Annotated in this window: 17 protein-coding genes; 8 read left to right on the forward strand and 9 right to left on the reverse strand. The window is 65.9% G+C overall.

The features are described from left to right. Window positions 1-36: 36 nt before the first annotated feature. Together BR78_RS0107220 and BR78_RS0107225 are read left to right on the forward strand one after the other, a co-directional pair. Window positions 37-693, forward strand: coding sequence for a TorF family putative porin (locus BR78_RS0107220; protein ID WP_029935858.1), 657 nt, complete (start codon window positions 37-39; stop codon window positions 691-693). A gap of 143 nt (window positions 694-836) precedes the next feature. Next, on the forward strand, window positions 837-1217 hold the full coding sequence (locus BR78_RS0107225; RefSeq protein WP_197021294.1) for a cupredoxin domain-containing protein: 381 nt from the start codon (window positions 837-839) through the stop codon (window positions 1215-1217). Window positions 1218-1259: 42 nt separating this feature from the next. On the opposite strand, the gene BR78_RS0107230 is transcribed toward BR78_RS0107225, so the two are convergent. The 8 genes from BR78_RS0107230 to BR78_RS0107265 all read right to left on the reverse strand — a co-directional run bounded on the left by BR78_RS0107230 (window position 1260) and on the right by BR78_RS0107265 (window position 9603). Continuing rightward, on the reverse strand, window positions 1260-1868 hold the full coding sequence (locus BR78_RS0107230; protein WP_156022240.1) for a class I SAM-dependent methyltransferase: 609 nt from the start codon (window positions 1866-1868) through the stop codon (window positions 1260-1262). 83 nt (window positions 1869-1951) lie between these two features. Further along, window positions 1952-3319, reverse strand: a complete 1368-nt coding sequence (locus tag BR78_RS0107235) for a hypothetical protein (RefSeq protein WP_029935864.1) — start codon at window positions 3317-3319, stop codon at window positions 1952-1954. After that, a complete protein-coding gene (locus tag BR78_RS0107240; protein ID WP_051683218.1) occupies window positions 3225-4412 on the reverse strand; it encodes an amidohydrolase family protein in 1188 nt (395 codons plus the stop codon). Before BR78_RS0107240 ends, BR78_RS0107235 begins: the two co-directional genes overlap by 95 nt. Beyond that, window positions 4400-5083: a class I SAM-dependent methyltransferase gene (locus tag BR78_RS0107245; protein WP_051683219.1), complete on the reverse strand. Its 684-nt coding sequence runs from the start codon at window positions 5081-5083 to the stop codon at window positions 4400-4402. Before BR78_RS0107245 ends, BR78_RS0107240 begins: the two co-directional genes overlap by 13 nt. Further along, on the reverse strand, window positions 5080-6603 hold the full coding sequence (locus BR78_RS0107250) for a B12-binding domain-containing radical SAM protein (protein WP_051683220.1): 1524 nt from the start codon (window positions 6601-6603) through the stop codon (window positions 5080-5082). Before BR78_RS0107250 ends, BR78_RS0107245 begins: the two co-directional genes overlap by 4 nt. Beyond that, window positions 6600-7406 (reverse strand): class I SAM-dependent methyltransferase, encoded by an 807-nt coding sequence (locus tag BR78_RS0107255; protein ID WP_029935873.1) that lies wholly within the window; start codon window positions 7404-7406, stop codon window positions 6600-6602. The genes BR78_RS0107250 and BR78_RS0107255 overlap by 4 nt, the downstream gene beginning before the upstream one ends. Beyond that, the gene (locus tag BR78_RS20885) at window positions 7403-8212 is read right to left on the reverse strand and encodes a class I SAM-dependent DNA methyltransferase (protein WP_051683221.1); all 810 of its coding nucleotides are present in this window, start codon (window positions 8210-8212) and stop codon (window positions 7403-7405) included. The genes BR78_RS0107255 and BR78_RS20885 overlap by 4 nt, the downstream gene beginning before the upstream one ends. Further along, window positions 8209-9603 carry a B12-binding domain-containing radical SAM protein gene (locus BR78_RS0107265; protein WP_029935876.1) on the reverse strand — a complete coding sequence of 465 codons (1395 nt, stop codon included), beginning with the start codon at window positions 9601-9603 and terminating at the stop codon, window positions 8209-8211. Before BR78_RS0107265 ends, BR78_RS20885 begins: the two co-directional genes overlap by 4 nt. Before the next feature lie 151 nt (window positions 9604-9754). Between BR78_RS0107265 and BR78_RS21950 the strand changes: the two genes are divergently transcribed. The 6 genes from BR78_RS21950 to BR78_RS21640 all read left to right on the forward strand — a co-directional run bounded on the left by BR78_RS21950 (window position 9755) and on the right by BR78_RS21640 (window position 16422). After that, window positions 9755-10714, forward strand: a complete 960-nt coding sequence (locus BR78_RS21950; RefSeq protein WP_029935878.1) for a hypothetical protein — start codon at window positions 9755-9757, stop codon at window positions 10712-10714. Next, window positions 10711-11829 carry a glycosyltransferase family 4 protein gene (locus BR78_RS21955; protein WP_029935881.1) on the forward strand — a complete coding sequence of 373 codons (1119 nt, stop codon included), beginning with the start codon at window positions 10711-10713 and terminating at the stop codon, window positions 11827-11829. The genes BR78_RS21950 and BR78_RS21955 overlap by 4 nt, the downstream gene beginning before the upstream one ends. Further along, on the forward strand, window positions 11826-12944 hold the full coding sequence (locus BR78_RS0107280) for a glycosyltransferase family 4 protein (RefSeq protein WP_029935886.1): 1119 nt from the start codon (window positions 11826-11828) through the stop codon (window positions 12942-12944). The genes BR78_RS21955 and BR78_RS0107280 overlap by 4 nt, the downstream gene beginning before the upstream one ends. Then, complete coding sequence (locus BR78_RS0107285) at window positions 12941-14647, forward strand: ATP-binding cassette domain-containing protein (RefSeq protein WP_029935889.1); 1707 nt, start codon at window positions 12941-12943, stop codon at window positions 14645-14647. The genes BR78_RS0107280 and BR78_RS0107285 overlap by 4 nt, the downstream gene beginning before the upstream one ends. 111 nt (window positions 14648-14758) lie before the next feature. Continuing rightward, window positions 14759-16057: a nucleotidyltransferase family protein gene (locus BR78_RS0107290; protein WP_029935890.1), complete on the forward strand. Its 1299-nt coding sequence runs from the start codon at window positions 14759-14761 to the stop codon at window positions 16055-16057. Between the two features lie 53 nt (window positions 16058-16110). Then, complete coding sequence (locus BR78_RS21640) at window positions 16111-16422, forward strand: hypothetical protein (RefSeq protein ID WP_231478182.1); 312 nt, start codon at window positions 16111-16113, stop codon at window positions 16420-16422. 875 nt (window positions 16423-17297) lie between these two features. On the opposite strand, the gene BR78_RS0107305 is transcribed toward BR78_RS21640, so the two are convergent. Beyond that, window positions 17298-19691 (reverse strand): TonB-dependent receptor, encoded by a 2394-nt coding sequence (locus tag BR78_RS0107305; RefSeq protein WP_029935893.1) that lies wholly within the window; start codon window positions 19689-19691, stop codon window positions 17298-17300. Window positions 19692-19934: the final 243 nt, after the last annotated feature.

Raw genomic sequence — 19934 nt, forward strand, 5'->3', positions numbered from 1 at the left:
CTTCATCATGCCGGCCTGCCGATCGCGATTTTCGGCATGTGCCAGGTCGCGCCGGCGGGCGCGCAGATCATCGGCAGCGCCAGCGTGGAAAGCGATCTTCGGTTCCGCGGCTATTCGGTGAGCAGCGGCGATCCCGCAGCCACCATCGATCTGGGCTACGACCATGAATCGGGGCTCTACGTGAACGGCTCGGCGACCGTCGGCTTCGACCAGTCGGATCCGGCGCTGCTCGCCTATCAGCTCAACGCCGGCTATGCGGCACGGATAACCCCAAGCGTCTCGATCGATGCCGGCGTGGTCCGAAGCTGGTATACGCGCCACTCCGGCACGGGCGACACGCACTATACCGAAGCCTATCTCGGCGTGACGGCGCACGGCATCGCGTCGCGCGTCTATTACTCGCCCGATTATCTCCGCCCGGGCGTCCACACGCTCTACGCAGAGGTCGAAAGCACATTGCGCCTGGCGCCCAAATGGCGATTGACCGGGCATGCCGGCCTTCTGACTCACCTCAGTGATCCGCCCCGCTACACGCCGCGCGAGCATTACGACTGGCGTGTGACGCTCGGCCGAGACCTTGGCAGATTGGACCTGCGCGCCAACCTCTCGGGCTCCGGCCCTGGGCGCGATTATTATTCCGGCCGGCGCCACAGCGCCACGGCGCTGACTTTTGGAGCCTCGTTTCCCTTCTGATCGCCAGCTTTTGAACCTCGCAGCGCGCGGGCGGCACTTACGGGATGTCGGCGCGATCGAGCGTCGGTCTCGGCCGCGAGCTCCCCCGGTGTTCGTTCGTCCGCTCCGACCGCGCCGACTCCTTCGAAGGGAGTCGACCGAATATGCAGGATACAGGGAAAGCCCATCCACTTCGCCGCGGCCCGCTGCGGATTTCGGGCGCCGCGGCGCTGCTGACTTTCGCCCTGGCCACCACAGCGACAGCCCCGGCGACTGCACGATCGCCGGCGCCTCAGAAATATACGGTGGTGATGGCGAACATGAGCTTCGGCAAGCTGCCCGGCGGGGTGAAGGTCGGTGATACGATTGTCTGGGTCAATCGCGACTCCGTGCCGCACACCGCAACCGCCCGCAACAAAAGCTTCGACGTCCGGGTCCAGCAAGGCCAGAGCGTCAGCATGGTCGTGAAGAAGGCGGGAAGCATCGCCTTCTACTGCATCTACCATCCCGCAATGCGCGGCACCCTGGCCGTCGCCGCCCAATGAGGCGGCGTCCGCGGCCGCGCTCACCCCCTGAGCGCGGCCGCGTCAGCGCTTGACGATCATCCCCTGGCTCCAGGGAAGCGCGATCAAGGTTTCTGTCTTTTCGGCGAAGAATTCCTCGAACGTCACGCGTACGGCCGGGTCGGCATAGTCGTCACCGAGCAGGATGCCGCCGGGCACCAGGCGCGGATGGAAGAATTCCAGCGCCGCGCGCGTGCCTTCGGGCAGGTCGAGGTCGAGATGGACGAAGGAGAAGCGCAGCCCCTCCAGCCCCGCCGCGGAGTGCGGGAATATGCCGGGATGAAGGGAGACGCCCGCAAAGGGGGACAGAAGGTTCTCGACGGCGGCGAGCGTGCCATGGACGCCGCCGAAATGCGCGCCGAGCGCGGTCCCGGAGGCGTCGCGCCCCTGCAACGTCTCGAACACGTCGAACAAGTGAAGCGGTGTCGCGCCCTTGGCAGCGGCGATCAGGCGAGCGCTGCCGCCCATCAGCACGCCCGCCTCGGCCATCGCGCCGTCCAGCACGGAAGCGGCCCGCGCGCAGGCGACGAGATGCAGCGCCGCCGTGTCGGCCATCAGCAGGGCGGTCCGGCTCCGGGTCTCGTGCACGAGCGCGAGGTCGTCGCGGGCCTGCGCGGGCAGCCGCGCCAGCACCGCGCCCCGCCGCGCGAGGAGCCGTCGGGCGAGCGCGCCTTTCCGCGAATGGTAGCGCAGCGCCGGAGGAACCGGGGCGGATTTCACAGCCGGACGCGCAGCGATGCCTGCACCACCGTCTGCGATTCGGTCGGCGGCAGGTCGAAATAGACTCGCCGTGTGCCCCGTGTGCTGCGCACATGGAGCAGTTCTATAAAGCCGGTCAGCCTCGGATTGAACGTCCAGCGACCCGCCGCAGTGAGCGCCCAGCCTTGCTGGCTCTCGTCGTCATGCGACATCTCGCTGCCATGCTCGCTGGTATCGAAGGCTTCGATCCGGCCCGAGATCTCACCCTCCCCGATTTCCTTCGCGAGCAGCGCATAAGCGGAGCGATACCGCGTATCGACCCATACGACGCCGTTGGTCTTGAAGCCCATCTGCGTGGTGCCTTCCATCGCCTGGGCGAGGAGCCGCAACCCCGGCGCAAGCTCGGCGGTGAGCCCCAGGTTCACGAAGCGCGTGCGCCATCCCCATTGGCCCGTGGGCTTGAAAGCTTCCGGATTGCCGCGATTGTCATAGTAGAAGGCATTGAGCGTCACCGGAACGGGCGGCCGCCATTCGAGACGGCCATAGAAGCCGACGCGGTTGTCGAGCTCGATCAGCGAACGCGTCCGGTCTTCCTGGAGATGGACGATGAAATCGTTGAGCGGCGGCAGCTCGAAATGGCCGAAGGCAGTGGCCTTGATGTCGTGCAGCGCCCAGCCGCGGAACGAGAGCAAGGTCCCTGAGGTATCGTTGAGCCCGAACAGGCCGGCCGTTGCCGATATGTCGCTCTTGCCGACCGTCGCCATCATCGAGACCTCGGCGCCGACGACCTTCACTTCCTCGCCGACCCAGGAATTGATCGCCGAGGGCGTGATCGTGTGCACCGTGCTCCATGCACCACCGGTGGCATGCTCGAGCGATATCTCCGGCCAATAGAGTCCTGCCTTGGCCGAGAAACTGACATTGCCCGAACGTTCGGGGAGGAAGGTCAGGAACGCCTCCATTAGATCGACTTCGTTCTCCTGATCGCGCTGCCACGCGACCGAGACGTTGCCCGCGAGCGAGCCGGTGAAACGCGGCGTCCAGATCAGGTCGGCCTCGATCGGCAGCGGATCGACGCGAAAATCGCCGTCGTCGGTGCCGGAAAAGCGCGTGATGCTCAGGCCGCCGTCCGAGAAACGACGATGGCCGTCAGCCGCGACCAGCCGCGCATCGAGCAGGATCGAGAGTGTGCGTCCCGAGAGAATGTCGGTGGATGGCGGCGGTGGCGTTTCGGCAGGCGCCTCCTCCTGCGCGGGATTCTCCCGGGCAGGATCGGCAACCGTGGCCGCATCACGCGTGGGCCCCGCTTCGGTCTGCGCCCAGGCGTTGCCGGTGCCCGCCAGCAGCAGCGCCGCGAGGAGGGAGGTCTTGGTAACAAGCGTCATTGGAATGCCCCATAGTTGAGAGAGATTCGGTTCCGCGTGGCGGAATGGCCGGGCTCCCATCGCCCGCCGCTGCGCTGGTCCAGCGATTGATGTTGCCACGCCGACGGATGCGGCCGGCTGCGCCGAGCGCGCCAAGCGCCGGCACGAGATCGAGCCGCGCGACGCGGGGGATGCCGCCTGCCATCACCAGCACGACGTCCTCGGCACGTGCCTCGAGCAGCGGCTTGGTCAGCACGACGACATCGGCCGGGGCGCCGGGATCGAGCGAAGGCGTCGGCAGGCCGAGACGCCGCGCGGCCGTGGCGCCGACCGCATCCGCGAGCCGCGCGTTGGACAGGAAGCCGAGGCTGCGGGCGCATTGGAGCTCGTCGAGGAGGTCGCCATCGCCAGTGAGCAAGGAATCGCTCCCCAGCAGCACGTCGAGGCCGTCTTCGAGCAGTTCGCGCGATGCTGTGCGACCGAGCAGGAACAGGTTCGACGTCGGGCACCAGACCAAAGCCGCACCCGATGCACGGAACCGCGACATCGCCTCGCCCTCGATCCCAACGCCGTGGACGGCGATCAGCCGGGGCGAGAGCAGGCCCATGCCATCGAGCCGCTCGACTTCGCCTGTCGCGACCGCGCTGACACCCTCCGCGACATGCAGGCAAATGCGCGGCGCAGCGGCCGGAAAGGCGAGTTCCGTTGCCATGCCGAGCGAATCTTCGCCGGCGATACGCGCGACACGCACTGGGAAGTCGCGGTCGAAATCCGGTTCCCAGCGGTCGTGATGGACGACCGTGGTGACGCCGGCGAACAGGTTCTTCCACGCGCCGGCAAGCAGCGCCTCGCGGCGCGAGAGGGCGTGGCGTTCGGCTATCAGCGCGCCGTGGCGAAGCTGGATGTCGCGCGCCCAGGTATAGGCGTCTGGATAAGGCGGTTCGCCGAGCCGGCCGTAATGGTTACGATGGAGATGGTCGTGGGCGTTGATCAGGCCGGGACGGATATGACCTTGGGCGAAGTCGAGCCGGATATCGAAATCGCCCGAAGCCGCGACGAGCGTTCCGCCTTCGATCGCCACGTCGCGATCGGGCGTGCGGATCAGGATCCGCATCGATCTTCCTTCACGAACGATAGCGCGAGCACCACCGGGAGCCCGCGATCCGCTTCGTATTGCGCGATCCGTCCGGCGCGCTCGTAGAAAGGCCGGACGGACGGGCCGACCTCCGCCGCACGAACCGCAGCCAGCCGCAGCCCCGCGGCGCGCGCGGCCTCGCGATGTATCGCCAGTTCGTGGACGTGGTGCTCGACTTCATGGACCTGATCGCCGTGGCGAAAGGTCCGACGATGACCCGCCGCGTGCGCCGCCGGATGGAAATCGGTGACGATCACCTGCCCGCCCCGCGCGGTGACGCGGCCCAGCTCGGCATAGGCCCGCGCGCATTCGGAGAGGTGCCCGATCACCAGGCGGCACCAAACCAGGTCGAAGCCGGCATCGGGAAGCGGCAGCGCGCGCACGTCGCCGACCAGTAGACGGATCGCCGGGTCGAGATCGCCCTGCCCAGCCGCGATCATCTCCGGGCTCAAATCGACTCCGGTCGCCATGGCCGCACCGCAGTCGCGCAGGCGCCGCCCGGTTCCGCATCCGGCATCGAGCAGGCGCAGGCCGGCGAGTGGCGGTGTCATCTCGGCGACCAGCGAGGCCTCGAGCTGCGAAACCGCATTCTCGGCGTTGTAGGTCGGCGCCCATAGCCGATAGCCTTCGCGGACCGGCAACGCGCTCATGCCGCGACGTCCAATTCGTCGACGCCCTGACGCAGATGGCCATAGGCCTGACGGTCGTCGCGCGCGCGCTGGGCCAGTTTGCGGACGCTGCGCAGCAGCACCGGGTTGCGATAATCCTCGCGCGCCCAGCTGCGCAGCGCGAGGACGCGGCCGACCAATTTGCCCCAGGCGCGCGTCCTGCCGTCGTGCACGGAGGGGAAGCGGCTCTTGAGCACCAGCTCGAAATTCTCGACCCGCGCCTTGATCCGCCGATCCATCCACGGAAGGTGCGGATCCTCGTGCGTCATCCAGTTGACCCAGTCGGGCTGGATCCACTCCTCGAGATCGGTGGGCGTGCCGGTGAGCGGATCGACTCCACCATAGGTCGCGGCGCGCTGCGGGGTCGGCGTGTAGAAATAGGTGATCAGCTCCATCTCCGGATTGATCGCCTTCAGGCGCCGGATGAAACGGAGCGTGTTGTCGGTCTCGCGCTCGGGTTCGTCCGGATCGCCGAAAACGAACGAGAATTCGGGGATGATCCGGTGCTCGCGCGTCTTGGCCGCCACGGCCAGGATCTGGTCGGTCGTGGTGCCCTTCGACATCTTGGCGAGCACTTCGTCCGATCCGGATTCGGCGCCGCAGAACACCATCTTCATCCCGGCACGGCGGAGCAGATCCCAGGTGTCGTCGGAAAAGCGCGAGAGCGTGTCGACCCGGGCTTCGCACCACCAGCGTATCCCCAGCGGCAGGAACGCCTCGCCGATGGCACGCGCGTGCTTCTCGTTGAGGAAGAAGTTGTTGTCGTAGAAATGGACCGAATCCATCCCGTGCTCGCGCACGAGAAAGGCGAGGTTCGCCGCCACGCGATCGGCCGCCTGCACCTTCTCCTTGCGCCCGAACACCGAGATGACGCCGCAGAAGCTGCACCCGAAAGGACAGCCGATCGACGCCTGGTAGACGCCCGAGCGGCGGCCGATGATGGTCGGGTGGAGATAGGTGCCGACCTGGATCTTGTGGAATGGCGGATCGCGCAGCTCGTCTGGCCCAACCCATTTGCGCTCGGGCCCGATCCAGTGCGATCCGTCGGCCTGGCGGAAGGCGAGGCCCATCACGCTTGTCGGATGGCGCCGGCCCTCCATCGCGTCCAGCAGCTCGAGGAAGGTCTGCTCGCCCTGCCCGCGGACGACCCAGTCGACATAGGATGCGTTGAGCACCGGCGCGGGATAGAGGCTGCCGAAATAGCCGCCCCAGATGATCGGGATGTCCGGATACCGCGCCTTGAGCGCCTTCGATAGCGGCACCGCGCTGACGAGCTGCGGCCCCGGCATCACCGTAAGCGCGATCGCACGCACCGGGTCGGGCGTCACGGCCCGCGCATCGATCATCGCACTCGCGCTGGCGAACAGGTCCATGCCGGGCAGATTGCCGTCCAGTATCTCCCAGTCGGTGCCTTCGGGCAGCGCAGCGCCGATCGCCATGAGGCTCAGCGGGAAACGGCGGTTCTTGGGCCGGGTGGCGCGGGGATTGATCAGCAGGATCATGGGATCTGCACGGTCCAGATGTCGAAGCGGGAAGGCATGCGGGCGCCACGCAGGCGCGCAGCGAGCGGGCGCAATTCGTACCAGATCGGATAGATGACGCGCCGCCGCCGCCAGGCGAGGGCCAAAGGCGCCGAAGCCTCGCGCAGCCGCGCGGCGGTCAGATACTCGATGTGCGGCAGCGCGAGCAGGCTCTGCGCGCGGTCGCCGAAGCGCTCGGCGGCATGAGCATGCTTTTCGGCGACCATCGCCGCGCCCTGCGCGTCCTTCGCGTAGAAGGGCGAATCGAGGATGACGAGCACCCCGCCCCGCCGCGTCGCCCGCGCGGCCTCCGCCAGCGTCGTGCCCAAATCGGTCGCATAGTGCAGCGCGGCGTTGAAGACCGTGAGATCGGCAAAGCGATCGACTACCGGCAGCGCGTCGAACGATGCGACGAGACAGTCGAACGGCACCCGCGCGCGAAAGGCTCGAGCCGCGCCGAGACCATCCACACGGTCGTCGCGAATATCGACGGCAGTGCATTCATGCCCGCGAAGCGCGAGCCGATAGGAGAGCCAGCCGTTTCCGGCGCCGAGATCGAGGACGCGCAACGGCCGCCCCGCCTCTCGCGCCAACGGATCGGCCACCTGCTCGAGAAAAGCTTCGAAGGTGCGTGCACGCACCCTCCATTGCCGCGCCAGCGGCCCGGTCCGGAGCCAGGGAAGGCGAAGCAGCTCCGCCTCCGCGAGTCCGCGCCCTTCGGTGGCACGGTGCGCAGCATAGTCGGCACGGAAGCGGTCGAGCGTGTCGGAAAGCGGCGCGCTCATGCCGCCTCCCCGTCATGGCGGCGCTCGAAACGGTAGAGGATGTGATCGCCGAACAGCGCGAGCCTGTGCGCAGCGATCCGGTCGGCCGCCTCGAGCCCGGCGAGGAGCCAGGGATGGCGGGAAATCCAGGGTTCGGCCGCGCTCGGCGGGACGAAGAGCCCGATCGCGGTACGCCCCATATAACGAAACCCCGGCGCCATCGCCGCGACGATCGCCGCCTTGCGGTGATAGCGCACGCTGAAGCTTTGCCCGCCAAGCCTGGCCGGCACGTCGCCCTTGCTGGCCCGGCGCAGCATGTTGCCGAAGCGTCCGCGTGCCGCCTCGGCGATCATCTCGCCCGGGCAGCAGCAGCCGAAGACCACCAAGGCGACGTGCCCCCCGGATCGCACGAGCCGCGCCAGGCTCCGGCCCATCGGCGCGAGGTCCGACACGCAGTTGAGCGCGGCGAAGTTGGAGAAGGCGCCGTCGAAGCGCTCGCCGCGCCAGGCAAGGCGATCGAGCTGCTCAATCGCGACGACTTCCGCCGCGCCGGGGCCCAATTTGCGCGCCGCTTCCGCCACCATCGCGGGCGAGGCGTCGGTGAGCAGCACCTCTCGCCCGCGTGCCTCCAGCCAAGCGGCGTCGACCCCGGTCCCGCCACCCATCTCCAGCAGGCGCGACCCTTCGGGGAACAGCTCGACGAGCACGCGGCGAACCGCGCGCCGCTGCGCCTCGACGCTCTGCCAGTCGCCGAAGCGCGCATCGAAATTATCGGCGATCGCGTCGAAGGCCGCACCGGCGGGCAGCAGTTCCGCCGCGGAGTTCACGCGCGAAGCTCCATGCTCACCGGGCTAGACGAGCGATGGGCGTCGGCGCGCCGGGCAAGGTCGTGCCAGCGCAATTCGTCGACCATCCCGGCATCGGCGTCGGCATGCAGCGCGTCGCGCACCATTCGGTAGAAGGCGGTGTCGAACGTCCCCTGAAAGAGCATCGCTAGCTCGTCGGTGTCACGCCAGTTGCGGCGCGCGCCGAGCTCCGCAACCACGCGATCATGGAACACCGTGCCGGGCAGCGGATAGGAAACCGATACGCCGATCTCATCCGGCCGCTCGTCGCGGAGCAGGTCGCGGGTGAGGAGGATGTCGTCCCAGTCCTCGGGCGGATAGCCGAGTTGGAGGAACCAGCCGGAGCGGATCCCGTGCCGACGCAGGGTCCGCGTGGCGACACGCACCGATTCGACGCGCGTGCCCTTGTCCATCGCGTCGAGGATCCGCTGCGAACCCGATTCGACTCCGAGCCACACTTCTTCCGCCCCAGCCGCCGCCAGCGCCGCAGCGACCGGCGCGGTGATCAGGTTGGTGCGCGATTGCATCATGAAGGGGATGCGCGCGTCGCGCCGCAGCACTTCTTCGGCGAATTCGGCGATCCACTCCCCGGTCATCCCGAAGATGTCGTCGGCGAACCAGATATGATCGGGCGCGACCTCGCGTTTCAGCCGCGCCATTTCCTCTGCGACCGAAGAGGCCGATCGCTGGGTATAGCGCCGTCCGAAAGTAGGTTTGGCGCACCAATTGCACGAATAGGGGCAGCCGCGCGACGCCGCCATGTTCCAGGAGAAACGGTGGTGCGCATGCGTCCACGCCTCGCGATAGGCGTGCACATCGACCAGGTCCCAGGCGGGAAAGGGAAGCGCGTCCAGCGCCTGTTCCTGCCGGCGCGGCGGCGTGTGGCGCAGCTCTCCGGCCTCGAGCAGGATCAGCCCTGGGACGGTCTCAAGCGGCGCGCCGCGCTGGAACGCGTCGACGATCTCGGCCGCGCCAAGTTCACCTTCGCCCGTCATCACCGCATCGGCGCCCGCCTCTAGATACAGGCGCGGGTTGTCCGAGGCGTCCGGCCCGTTGACAGCGACCCGCGTGCCGGCGCCCCGCGCCGCGGCGACCATGTGCAGCGCATCGGCGCGCCGATCCTCGGTGCACATCTTGGTCAGGTAATTGAAATTGTCCTCGATCAGCAGAACGATCTCCGGATCGAGCGCACCTAGCCGGGGTCCGAAGCCGTCGCCGCCCGGCTCAAAGGTCGAATCGAACAGCGCGACCGAATGGCCGCGTTCGCGAAGGATCGCCGCGGCGAGCAGAGTGGCGAGCGGCGCATAGGGTTTTGATCGTTCGAATTGCTTGCGGTCGCGCCGCAGACAGAAGGAATGAGCGACCAGAATCACATTGCCACCCCGTTTTTACACACCGGTTTGAGGTTAGTGGCGGCGCAACCGGTCGAGGTTCAAAGCGGTTTTCGAAGGAAGCGGCGAAGCCGCTTTGAACCTTCGCGCGCGTCGCACCCACTCAAGAAGTGGAGCAAGCGGGGCGCAAGCTATGAGCGCGGAAATTGGGACGGAAACAGCAAGGGGCAAGCTGCCGACAGGCGACTGTGCCTTCGCCTATTTCTCGCCGCTCGGCGTGACGCTCCGCGTCAAGGCCAGCCACCCGCGATTGATCGAAGCAGTCGCAGCGGCATGTCGCGGCTGGGAGGCCCCGGTCGACGCGCATGGGCCGGTGCTGGACCTGTGGCTGAAAGTGGGTCCGGTTCCAGTCTACGGCGGCGGACCGGTGGTGGAGACCGACGGGCTCGGGCTTTCGATCCGCGGGAACATCGATGCGCGCGCCGATGCCGGGCGCGGCCAGGCCTGGTGTCGCGTCGCCGATCCGGATGCGTTCAACGATCCGGAACTGCGCGAACAAGTGCTCGATTGCCTGATCCTGTGGTTGCTCACGCGCAATGGACGCACGCCGATCCATGCCTCTGCCTTCGTCGCGGGGTCGACGGCGATCCTGCTCGCCGGGCGCAGCGGTTCGGGAAAGAGCTGCCTCGCGCTGGCCGCGCACATGGCGGGCTTTCCGCTGCTTTCCGACGACACCGTCTATGTCGAGACCCAGCGCAAGTTCCGCGTCTGGGGCATCCCCCGCCCGGTGCATCTGTTCCCCGAAGACGCACACCAGCAAGAGGACGCGCCGATCCGTCTCCGCAACGGCAAGCGCAAGCGCGCCATTGCCGTGCCGGCGCCCCCGCACCCCGTCACAGCGGACGCCGCAGCCCTGTGCGTGCTCCATCGCGGAGAGCGCGTATCGCTGGAGCCGCTGGATCCCGCGGCGGCACGCGCGGCGCTCGGTCCGCTCGAGCCGGGGTTCGATCTGCTCGCGGCGGACATCGCCGCCGGCCTGCGCCGGATCACGTTGCACGGGGCATGGCGCCTGACGCTCGGCGAGGAGCCGAAAGAGGCGATAGCGCTGCTCGCGGCGAACCTGCCCCGGCTGATCGAGCATGCCGCCTCGTGACGCTGCGCATCGCCCAGGTGAACTGCGTCCTCGACCCCCAGCGGCGCGAGCCGGAAGCGCTGCTGGCGGCCTGGCAGACCTTGCCGGCGATCGCCGAAGCCACGGCAAGCGCGGGTGTCGATGTCGTGGTTGTACAGGCGAGCCATACCGAGGCCAGGTTTACGCGGCGCGGCGTGCGCTACCATTTCATTCCCGTCGCGGCCGGGCGTGCGCTTGCGCCCTGGCGTTTGCGACGCGCAGTGCAGGAGGTGACACCCGACATCGTCCATCTCAACGGTCTCGATTTCCCGTTGCATGCCCGATTACTGTCTACCCTCGTGCCGCCGTTGCTGGTGCAGGACCACGCCAGCAACGCCGCCCGACCACGGCTCGCGCGGTTGCGCCAATGGGGGCACGCGCGTGCCGCGGCCGCGCTGTTCACCGCCGAGGCGCAGGCCGAGCCATTCATCGCCGCACGCCAATTGCCGGCACAAGCGCCGATCTTTGCCGTGCCGGAAAGCTCCAGCGACTTCGAACCGGGCGATCGGGCCGAGGCGCGGGCGCGAACCGGGGTGCACGGCGATCCGGCGATCCTCTGGATCGGACGGCTGGACGCAAACAAGGATCCCCTGACCGCAATCGAAGCCTTCCGCCTGGCGAGCGAGCGCCTGCCGGGGGCGGAGCTCTGGTGCGTCCACGGCTCGGATGCGCTGCTTCCCGCGCTCGAACGGCGCCTCGCGAGCGATCCTGCGCTGGCCAGCCATGTACATTTGCTCGGACGCGTGCCGCATATGCAGGTCGAGCAGCTCTGCCGGGCATGCGATCTCCTTCTCGCCACCAGCCACCGCGAGGGATCGGGCTATGCGCTGATCGAGGCGCTGGCTTGCGGCCTGCCGTCGGTCGTCAGCGACATCGCGCCGTTTCGCGCGCTGGTCGGCGATCTGGCCGATAGCCGTTTCGCGGCACCCGGCGATGCGTCAGCCTTCGCCGAAGCGCTGGTATCGCTGGCGCCCCGGCCGGGCGAGCAGGGCCGCGCCGCAGTTCGCCGGCACTTCGACACGCATCTCGCCCTCCCAGTCGTTGGTCGCCGACTCGTCGACATCTACGAAGCCGTCGTCGCGCGGAGAGCGCAATGAGGATTGCGCTGATCACGCCGGGCGGGGTCGATCGCACGGGCAGCCACCGAGTCATTCCGTGCATGCTCTGGCTGATCGAGCGACTGACCCGCACCGGGCACGACGTGCAGGTCATCGCGCTGCAACAGGAACCGCGCCCCGACCGATGGCGGCTCCTCGATGCCGACGTCCACAATATCGGGTCGCGGCCGCGGTCGCTGCGCGGCGTCGCCAAGCTCCTGGCGCTGCATCGCGCGAAGCCGTTCGATATCGTCCACGCCTTCTGGGCGGGCATCTCCGGGCTGGTGGGCGGCGGCGGACGGGCGCTGGCGGATATTCCGATGGTGCTGACACTGCCGGGCGGCGACGTCGTGCGCCTGCCCGAAATCCATTATGGGGGCCATCTGACCCTCAAGTCGCGCGCCATCACCGCGCTGTCGCTTCGGGCTGCGACTTTCGTCACCGTGCCGAGCGAGACCATGCGCGACTATGCCCGCTCGGTCGGTGTCGACGCACTCCGCGTGCCCCTGGGGGTCGCGCTCGATCGCTGGCCCGCCGCTCCGCCCCGGCGCCGCGATCCCACCCAACCCCTCCGGCTCCTGCAGATCGCCAGTCTCAATCGCGTCAAGGATCAGTCGACCCTGCTCGCAGCCGCTGCGCAGTTACGCGAGGCATGCCTGCCCTTCACCCTCGACATCGTCGGCGAGGACACGCTCGGCGGAGAGATCCATGCGGCGGTATCCGCATTGGAACTGGAAGATCGCGTACGGCTACCGGGATTCCAGCCCCAGGCAAGATTGCGGGACTGGGTCGACCAGGCGGACCTGATGGTCGTCAGCTCTCTCAGCGAGGGCGCGCCGATCGCGATGCTGGAAGCCGCAATCACCGGAGTGCCTACGGTGGGAACCGCGGTTGGCCACGTTGCGGAATATGCTCCCGAGGCGGCGATCGCGGTGCCGAGCCGCGACGCGGGTGCGCTGGCCGCCGCGATTCTCCGGCTTGCCGGTGATGAAGAGTTTCGCCTGCGACTGGCCAACGCAGCGCAGGCGCGTGCGCTGGTGGAGGATGCGGACTTCACTGCCTCAGCGTTCCTCGATCTTTATGCGCGCGCCATCCACGCAAGGAAAGCGGCATGAAATCCTCGGGCCTCACGTTGGCGAATCTCGCTCGCGATTTCGCCGCGTTCGGCGGAACCCGTCTGCTCGTCGCAATCGGGTTGATGGCGACGGGGACCTTGGCAGAGGGCATCGGGATCCTGCTACTGGCTCCGGCGATCTTCGGTATGTTCACGCCGGCCGGTGGGGTGGCCAGTCCCTTGCCGATGCTTCCGCGCGGAACTTCCCTACCTTCGATATTGGCCCTGTTCGCACTGCTCGTCGCGCTTCGCGCCATCATTGTGCTGGCGCGGGAACGGCTGACCAGCCGGCTTCAGGTCGGTTTCGTCGAGGCGGCGCGACTGCGCCTCGCCGACCGACTGACGCGGGCAGCATGGGCCCAGATCGCGGAACTGTCGCATGCCCGTATCGTCCAGGCATTGAGCGTAGAGATCCATCAGGTCGGTATCGCCGCGAATTCGCTGATGGCCGCAATAACCGCCACCGTGATCGCGATAGGGATGGCGTTGATGGCGCTGGCGGTGGCGCCCCTCGCCGCGCTGATAGCCTTCACGATCATCGGTCTCACCTATCTCCCGATGCGACGGATGCTCGGCCGAATACGACGCCTCGGCGAGAGCATCACATATCGCCATTTCGGCATGACCGAGAATGCGATCGATTTTCTCGCCAGCCTGAAGATGGTCGCCGCCGAGCGAACCGGCCAGGCCTGGCTCGAGCAGCAGCGCCTTCTGTCCGACGCCGCGATCGCGGATCGCGTCGCCTTCGCTTCGGTTCACGCGCGGGCCAGGGAGATGAGCGTCAGTCTGACGGCGATCGCCGCGATCGCGCTCGTCGGTACGGGCGTGGCAATCGGCTTTCCCGCGACGAGCCTTCTCGTGGTGCTGCTGATGTTGAGCCGGATGAGCGGGCCCTTGAGCGAGGTGCAGCGCGGGCTTCAGCAATTGGTACATAGCCTGCCCTCTTATGAGCGGCTGCGAGCGCTCGAGGAGATGTTGCCCCCCGCCCCAGCACGCGCCGCATCTGCCGCAACGCCATTCGAAACCGCAGGCCTGTCGTTCGAAAACGTTTCCGCCTCCCGAGGTGAACGCGATATCTTGCGCGACTTTTCGATCCATATTCCGCCCGGCGCCATGGTCGGAATCGCGGGCCCCTCGGGCGTCGGCAAAACCTCGCTTCTCGACCTGATGGCGGGGACTCTTGTTCCCGATGCGGGCCAGATACGACACGGCGATACGGACCCGACGCGCTTCGCTAACGACCTCGCTTATGTCGGCCAGGATCCTGTCCTCAGCGGCCGGACACTCCGCGAGAGCCTGTCCTGGTCCAGCGATGCCAGCACGCCCGACATGGTGGAGGCCTTGCACCTCGTCGGCGTCGCCGCGCTGCTCCAGCGCGTGGGGGGCATCGATGCACCGCTCGGCGAGCGCGGCGCGATGATCTCAGGGGGGGAACGTCAGCGCGTCGGCCTGGCTCGCGCGCTGTTACGGCGGCCTCGGCTCCTGCTGCTCGACGAAGCGCTCAACGCGCTCGATGCCGATAGCGAGAGGGGCATTCTGACGATGCTCGCCGGCCTGAACCCGCGCCCGACGATCGTCATCGTCGCGCACCGACCGGAGGCGTTCGCCTTGTGTGGGCGACTGATCCGTCTGTCGCAGCAGCATCCTCCCCGGATCGAGGAACGGGATCACGCTACCCATCAGACATATGAGGTTCACGCATGAATGTTCCCTCTTCCCTGCCGGTCATCGATATCGACCGGCGTTTCAATGAAGCGGTGCGCACGGGCGGCCCGAGCGTGCCAATCATCGGGGATGCAATCCGCCTCTCCCCCGATGACGAGCAAGGAGCAAGAACCGGTGACTGCGCTCGCGCTCTCGACATTTGACATCTCGCCCGAGGAGTTTCGGCGCCGGGTCGACTGGGCGCGATCGCAAGGATGTCCGCGATGGCTGTGGCCCGATATTTCGACTGAGCGGTGCCGCCGGGCTCGCGAAGTGTTGACGCGCGTTGCGGGCGAGGTTCTGACCCACGAGAAGTCGGACATTGTGCTGAATGATGGAGATACAGTCGCGATGAGCCTCGCGGCGTACACCGCTGGCATCGGACCATTGCTCGGTTGGTGGATCGGCGAGGGTCGAGTCCAGGCATCCGCTGAAATCGCAGGCGTCTTTGATCTGCACTTGCGGCACAATCGTCTGCGGATGGAACGGATGCGAAGCCGGGCGATCGAAGTGCTTCATGCCTTCGATCGACGCGGAATTGGCGCCACGGTCCTCAAGGGCATGCACACCGCTTTCGCCTATTTTCCTGATCCGTCGACCCGACCGTCGAGCGACATTGACCTGTTGGTTGGGGCCGGCGACGCCGATGCTGCCAACATGCTCCTCCAGGAGGGGGGATTTATCCGCACATATAAGTCAAACCGGGAGACGAGCTGGGCCGCTCCCGGCGGGAGAATGGAGCCATCGTCGCTGTTGCTGACTCACGCAGATGATCTGTGGACCGTGGATCTACACCATTCGCTCGACTATCAGCCTAGACCCACGGTCTCCGCTGCCCGCCTGGATCTCGTAGACCAGCCTTCGAGAAGATCGGCGTGGCCGGCCGGCCCTATGGGCTTTGCGCTCCGTCAGCCGCTCCTTCTGCTTCACGTCGCAACTCATGCCAGCTGTCCGCTGGATAGCCTGACCCCGTTGCGTATGATCGAGATGGCAATGATCATTCGGCGCGACGTTGTGTCCGGCGCGCTGCAATGGGATGCGTTCGTCGATCAGGCGCAGCGCGCGGGGGCGCTGGGCATAGTATTTCCGGCACTTTTTTTTACCGATAGGCTCGCCCCGAATACAATACCGAAGAACGTTCTTGAAGTTAGCGCCGCAGCGTCACCCAAATCCGTTCGCAATTATCTACTCGAATTCACGCCCGCCACAATACAGGCGATTCATCGTATTTCACTTAGAGAACGATTGGTGTGGTCACAAGGATGGCACGCCGTCGCCCGCCAGATAGGACATGATTTCTTTCCTGCGATTACCTCGGCCCATATATGGAAGCACTATTACGAGAGAGGAATGAAGGCTATCGGATGGCGTTCCGATTTTGGATTACCGAATGACGATCATGACAGATAGCGATATGGATTAACAAAACTCGTCGTAGTGAAGTTTAAGCCGTTCGTAAGTATATGCGCATGCCGACTTCGGAAAGGAGAAGAAGTTTTGCTCAATTATCGGTCCAGCGCAGTTGGACGATGCCCGCAGCCGCGACCCGACCCGTCACGCTGACTTTTATCCATCGCGACGATCCCTGGTCGATCGATCTGCACGAAGGCGTCACCCGAAAGCTCGCCGGCGGCTCGCATATGGTCGACATCGACATGCTCATTCCAACCGTTTCCCTCCAAAAATGGCGCATTTCCGGTGCCGGCGGCATCTTTTCCCCACCGCTACTCCTGGCACACCTCTGGTGCATGCGAGCTGTTCTTTCGCGAGCCTGACTCTTCAGCGGCAATATGAAATCGGTTTGGTAATTCGTAAGCACCGTGGCCGCGAGAGAGCTTCGACTGGTCGGCCTTCACAGTCCTTTGCGACCGCGCTGGCCTGTGGCCTTTTCTCTACCCCGCGCTGTGCTGCGCGGAGTGACTGTCGCCGAATCTCGTTCCCGCTTCGATCATGCGGCGATCGCGCGGCGCGGCGGCGCCCAAGGTGCAGAAGCTGGTGGAATCGCATTCCACAGCTTCCGTCCACAGAGTAGCCCGCTGGTCATGGGCCGAACGATATATGTGGGCCGACGGGATGCTGCCTCGTCTTTGCCAGTTAGTCGACGAGCTCGGAATGCGGGTCATCTGAGCGCAAGAGAGTTTTTGCAGGCGTGGCGAATGCGGATCTACCGTCAATTGCGCCGCGCCGCCCAAAACCAGAGGTCTGTTCAAACGAAACGCGCTGTAGCGTGCCGGTGTCTTGAAACATCAAGAAGCATTCCTCGATGGCCGACCACTCGACGACCTGTACGTTGGTACCGTTGACGCCCCTGGACATACAGCTGGAAGTTCAGCGTCACATCATAACCCAGGTTGGAATCGAGCCGGCCGTTGGCCGACCGGTTTCGCGGACGCGCCTAGTCCGAACGGCAGGCACGACAATAATCCGAATGCCAACTGCACGAAACCCGGCCGCCAGGCCGGACTTCTCGTAGAACACGCTACCGTTCGTCGATTGGGGCGAAAGGCGGTTATAGCCGTAATCATAACCCGACAGCGCAGTGTCGCGATTGGCCTGCCGTCGACATAGATGGAGCTGCCTCACGCTGACTCGCCGTCAACGCGGTGAAGGATGAAGGTCGGCACCGGAAGATGCCGACCGTCGCAAAAGCTCAGAACTTCAATCCGAAGGTTGCGCCGAAATAGCGACTTGAGTCCTTGTTGTAGGTTCCGACCAGATCGTAGGGGTTCGCAGTGGTCGCCAGCAGCGAATTATGCGCGATGCTCGTCAGATAATTTTCGTCGAACAGATTCTTGACGAACAGGGTGAGGCTGTAGCGATCGTCGATGGTCTTGAGGCCGATGCTGGCATCGACCAGCACATATGCCGGCTGCCATAGCAGCGGATCCTGTTCCACCGCGAACTGCTGCTCGCTCGTATAATTGATCGAGAACTGCCCGAACGCCCCGAGGCTGGAGCTGATATCCGTTTCGTAGCGCGGGGAGACGCTGACGCGCCACTCGGGACTCGCCGCCAGAGGCTTCCCACGAAGGTTCTGCTGCGGGGTAGCGCCGACAGCCGGACGGTAGCAGACGTTGATCGGAGCGCCCGTCATTACCGGCGCAGCGGCCTGGAGCTGCAGGGGGCAATTCAGGCCGTCGATATCGATTGTCGAGTGCGCATAGGTCACTGCCGTGTTGACCGTGAAGCCTTCCGTCGGGCGCAACGTCGCTTCGATCTCGAAACCCTTGGTCTGCGATTTCCCCGCGTTGGTCGAGACGAACTGCACGACCCCGGTCACCGGATCCGAGCGGTTCGCCTGAACCTGCAGGTTGGTGTAGTCGGCGAGGAAGGCAGCGGCCGAAACGGTGAACGATCCGTCGGACGTACGGCCTTTGAAGCCCAGCTCATAGGCGTTCACATGCTCGGGCTCGAGCGCCTTCTGGTTGGCGAGATCGGCGGAGATCTCCATCTCGTAGCCGAGGCCCTTATAGCCGCGGGTATAGGTGCCGTAGAGCTGGGCGTTGCGACTGAATTCATACTGGAGACCCGCTTTGCCGGTCACCGCGATGTCATCGGCACGGAATTCACCGCTGACGGGCGGATTGGCGGGGAAGATCACGTCGCCCGTCACGATCGGGGCGACGCGGTAGCCGCGGTTGAAGCCCTTCTCATACTGGACGCGCAGGCCGCCGATAGCCTTCAGCCCACCGACGATGTTGTAGTCGAACTGGCCGAACGCGGCGATGCTGTCCTGCGAAAGATGGATCTCGCTGGCGGAAGACTGATAGACGATATTCGCAGCGGCGCAGGGCATGCCGATCGTGCCCGCGGTGCAACGCGCGCGGCGACGATCGAACGGCCGCTCGATATAGCTGTGCATGTAGAAAATGCCGGCGACATAGTTGAAGTCGCTGCTGCCGTTGTTCGCGATCCGCAATTCCTGGCTGAGGCCTTGGATATTCGCGACGCCATGGTTCTGGTTCCACCAGGCATAGGCAGCCCCCGCGCCCACGAATAACGGAGCCGGTGCATTGATGCGGTCGATCGGTTGATTGACGTCGAGATGGTACTTCTGGAACGCAGTGATCGAAGTGACCGTCGCCGAACCCAGATCCCAGTCGGCCTGTAGCGAGTAGGTCTGCTGGTTGGTGTTGGCGTAGGTATCGGCGTCCTCGTTGACCGTCCGGTTTTCGCGCGAGGCCCGGATCGGGCCGACCAGCTTCTGGAGCACAGGATTGACGATGCTCATCATCGTCGAGCCGCAGCAATCGGCGTCGGTCTTTCGATACTCGGCGCTCAGCAGCAAGTTCAGCCGCTCGGTCGCGTCCCATTCGAGCTTGCCGCGCACCCCCCAGCCGCGCGAGCCGTTGACCCAGCGATTGGTGCCGATGTTACGGGTGACGCCGCGCACGTCATTATAATAACCCGTGACGCGCGCGCGCAGCGTGCTGGACAGCGGACCGGAAACGGTGCCGCGCGCCCGGTATTCGTCATGCTCGGCAATGGTGAAATCGCCACGCGCCGTGAAGTCGCTCGTCGGCCGCGCGGTGGTCACGCTGATCACGCCCGCCGAAGCATTCTTGCCGAACAACGTTCCCTGCGGGCCGCGCAGCACTTCGACGCGTTCGATATCGGCGAGGTCGGAGAAACCCTGCGCCTGGCGCACGGCGACGACGCCGTCGACTACCGTAGAGACCGAGGATTCGGTTCCCTGCCCGAAGAGCGACGTGCCGATACCGCGAATGCGGAAGCTGGTGTTCGTCGGGTTGGCGCCCTGCTGGAAGCTGAGCGACGGAACTGCCTGGACGAGCGAGCTCGTGTCGACGATCTGACGATCAGCGAGCGCCTCCGCAGTGACGGCGGTGACCGCCAGCGGCACGTCGAGCAGGCGCTCTGCCCGCTTCTGCGCAGTCACGATGATCTCGCCGGTGTCCACGACGTCGGTCGCCGGGGCCTGCGTCTCCGATACGGGCCCGGCATCCTGCGCGTGCGCCGCCGCCGTCAATGAAAAGGATAGCGCAAGCGCGGAGACAAGGGTGTGGAACTGGATTGCACGGTTCATGGAAACCTCCCCGAATTGATTGCTTTCACGCGGCTCTGCTGGCCTGGACGGAAGGCGAATCGTCACCTGCCGACCATTTGATTTAACGCTAAACTGACGAGTGCCAGGAATGCTGTCAAGCGACAATCACAAGGGTCGACAGCGCGGGACTTTCGGCATGCGCTGTTTTGCCGACGTGCTTCGACCGTCCCGGCGGCAGGCGGGGGCATGAGAGGCAGAGACGCGAACGGCGAAGGCCGGACG

Origin of the sequence: Sphingomonas sp. UNC305MFCol5.2, assembly GCF_000712135.1 — a bacterium.
Taxonomy (GTDB): domain Bacteria; phylum Pseudomonadota; class Alphaproteobacteria; order Sphingomonadales; family Sphingomonadaceae; genus Sphingomonas.

What these genes read in the sequence shown, in the direction of transcription:
- BR78_RS0107220 (WP_029935858.1), top strand. Translation starts at nt 37, where the DNA reads ATGTGCCAGGTCGCGCCGGCGGGCGCGCAGATCATCGGCAGCGCCAGC.
- BR78_RS0107225 (WP_197021294.1), top strand. Translation starts at nt 837, where the DNA reads ATGCAGGATACAGGGAAAGCCCATCCACTTCGCCGCGGCCCGCTGCGG.
- BR78_RS0107235 (WP_029935864.1), bottom strand. Translation starts at nt 3,319, where the DNA reads ATGACGCTTGTTACCAAGACCTCCCTCCTCGCGGCGCTGCTGCTGGCG.
- BR78_RS0107240 (WP_051683218.1), bottom strand. Translation starts at nt 4,412, where the DNA reads ATGCGGATCCTGATCCGCACGCCCGATCGCGACGTGGCGATCGAAGGC.
- BR78_RS0107245 (WP_051683219.1), bottom strand. Translation starts at nt 5,083, where the DNA reads ATGAGCGCGTTGCCGGTCCGCGAAGGCTATCGGCTATGGGCGCCGACC.
- BR78_RS0107250 (WP_051683220.1), bottom strand. Translation starts at nt 6,603, where the DNA reads ATGATCCTGCTGATCAATCCCCGCGCCACCCGGCCCAAGAACCGCCGT.
- BR78_RS0107255 (WP_029935873.1), bottom strand. Translation starts at nt 7,406, where the DNA reads ATGAGCGCGCCGCTTTCCGACACGCTCGACCGCTTCCGTGCCGACTAT.
- BR78_RS21950 (WP_029935878.1), top strand. Translation starts at nt 9,755, where the DNA reads ATGAGCGCGGAAATTGGGACGGAAACAGCAAGGGGCAAGCTGCCGACA.
- BR78_RS0107280 (WP_029935886.1), top strand. Translation starts at nt 11,826, where the DNA reads ATGAGGATTGCGCTGATCACGCCGGGCGGGGTCGATCGCACGGGCAGC.
- BR78_RS0107285 (WP_029935889.1), top strand. Translation starts at nt 12,941, where the DNA reads ATGAAATCCTCGGGCCTCACGTTGGCGAATCTCGCTCGCGATTTCGCC.
- BR78_RS0107290 (WP_029935890.1), top strand. Translation starts at nt 14,759, where the DNA reads ATGACGAGCAAGGAGCAAGAACCGGTGACTGCGCTCGCGCTCTCGACA.
- BR78_RS21640 (WP_231478182.1), top strand. Translation starts at nt 16,111, where the DNA reads ATGCGCATGCCGACTTCGGAAAGGAGAAGAAGTTTTGCTCAATTATCG.
- BR78_RS0107305 (WP_029935893.1), bottom strand. Translation starts at nt 19,691, where the DNA reads ATGAACCGTGCAATCCAGTTCCACACCCTTGTCTCCGCGCTTGCGCTA.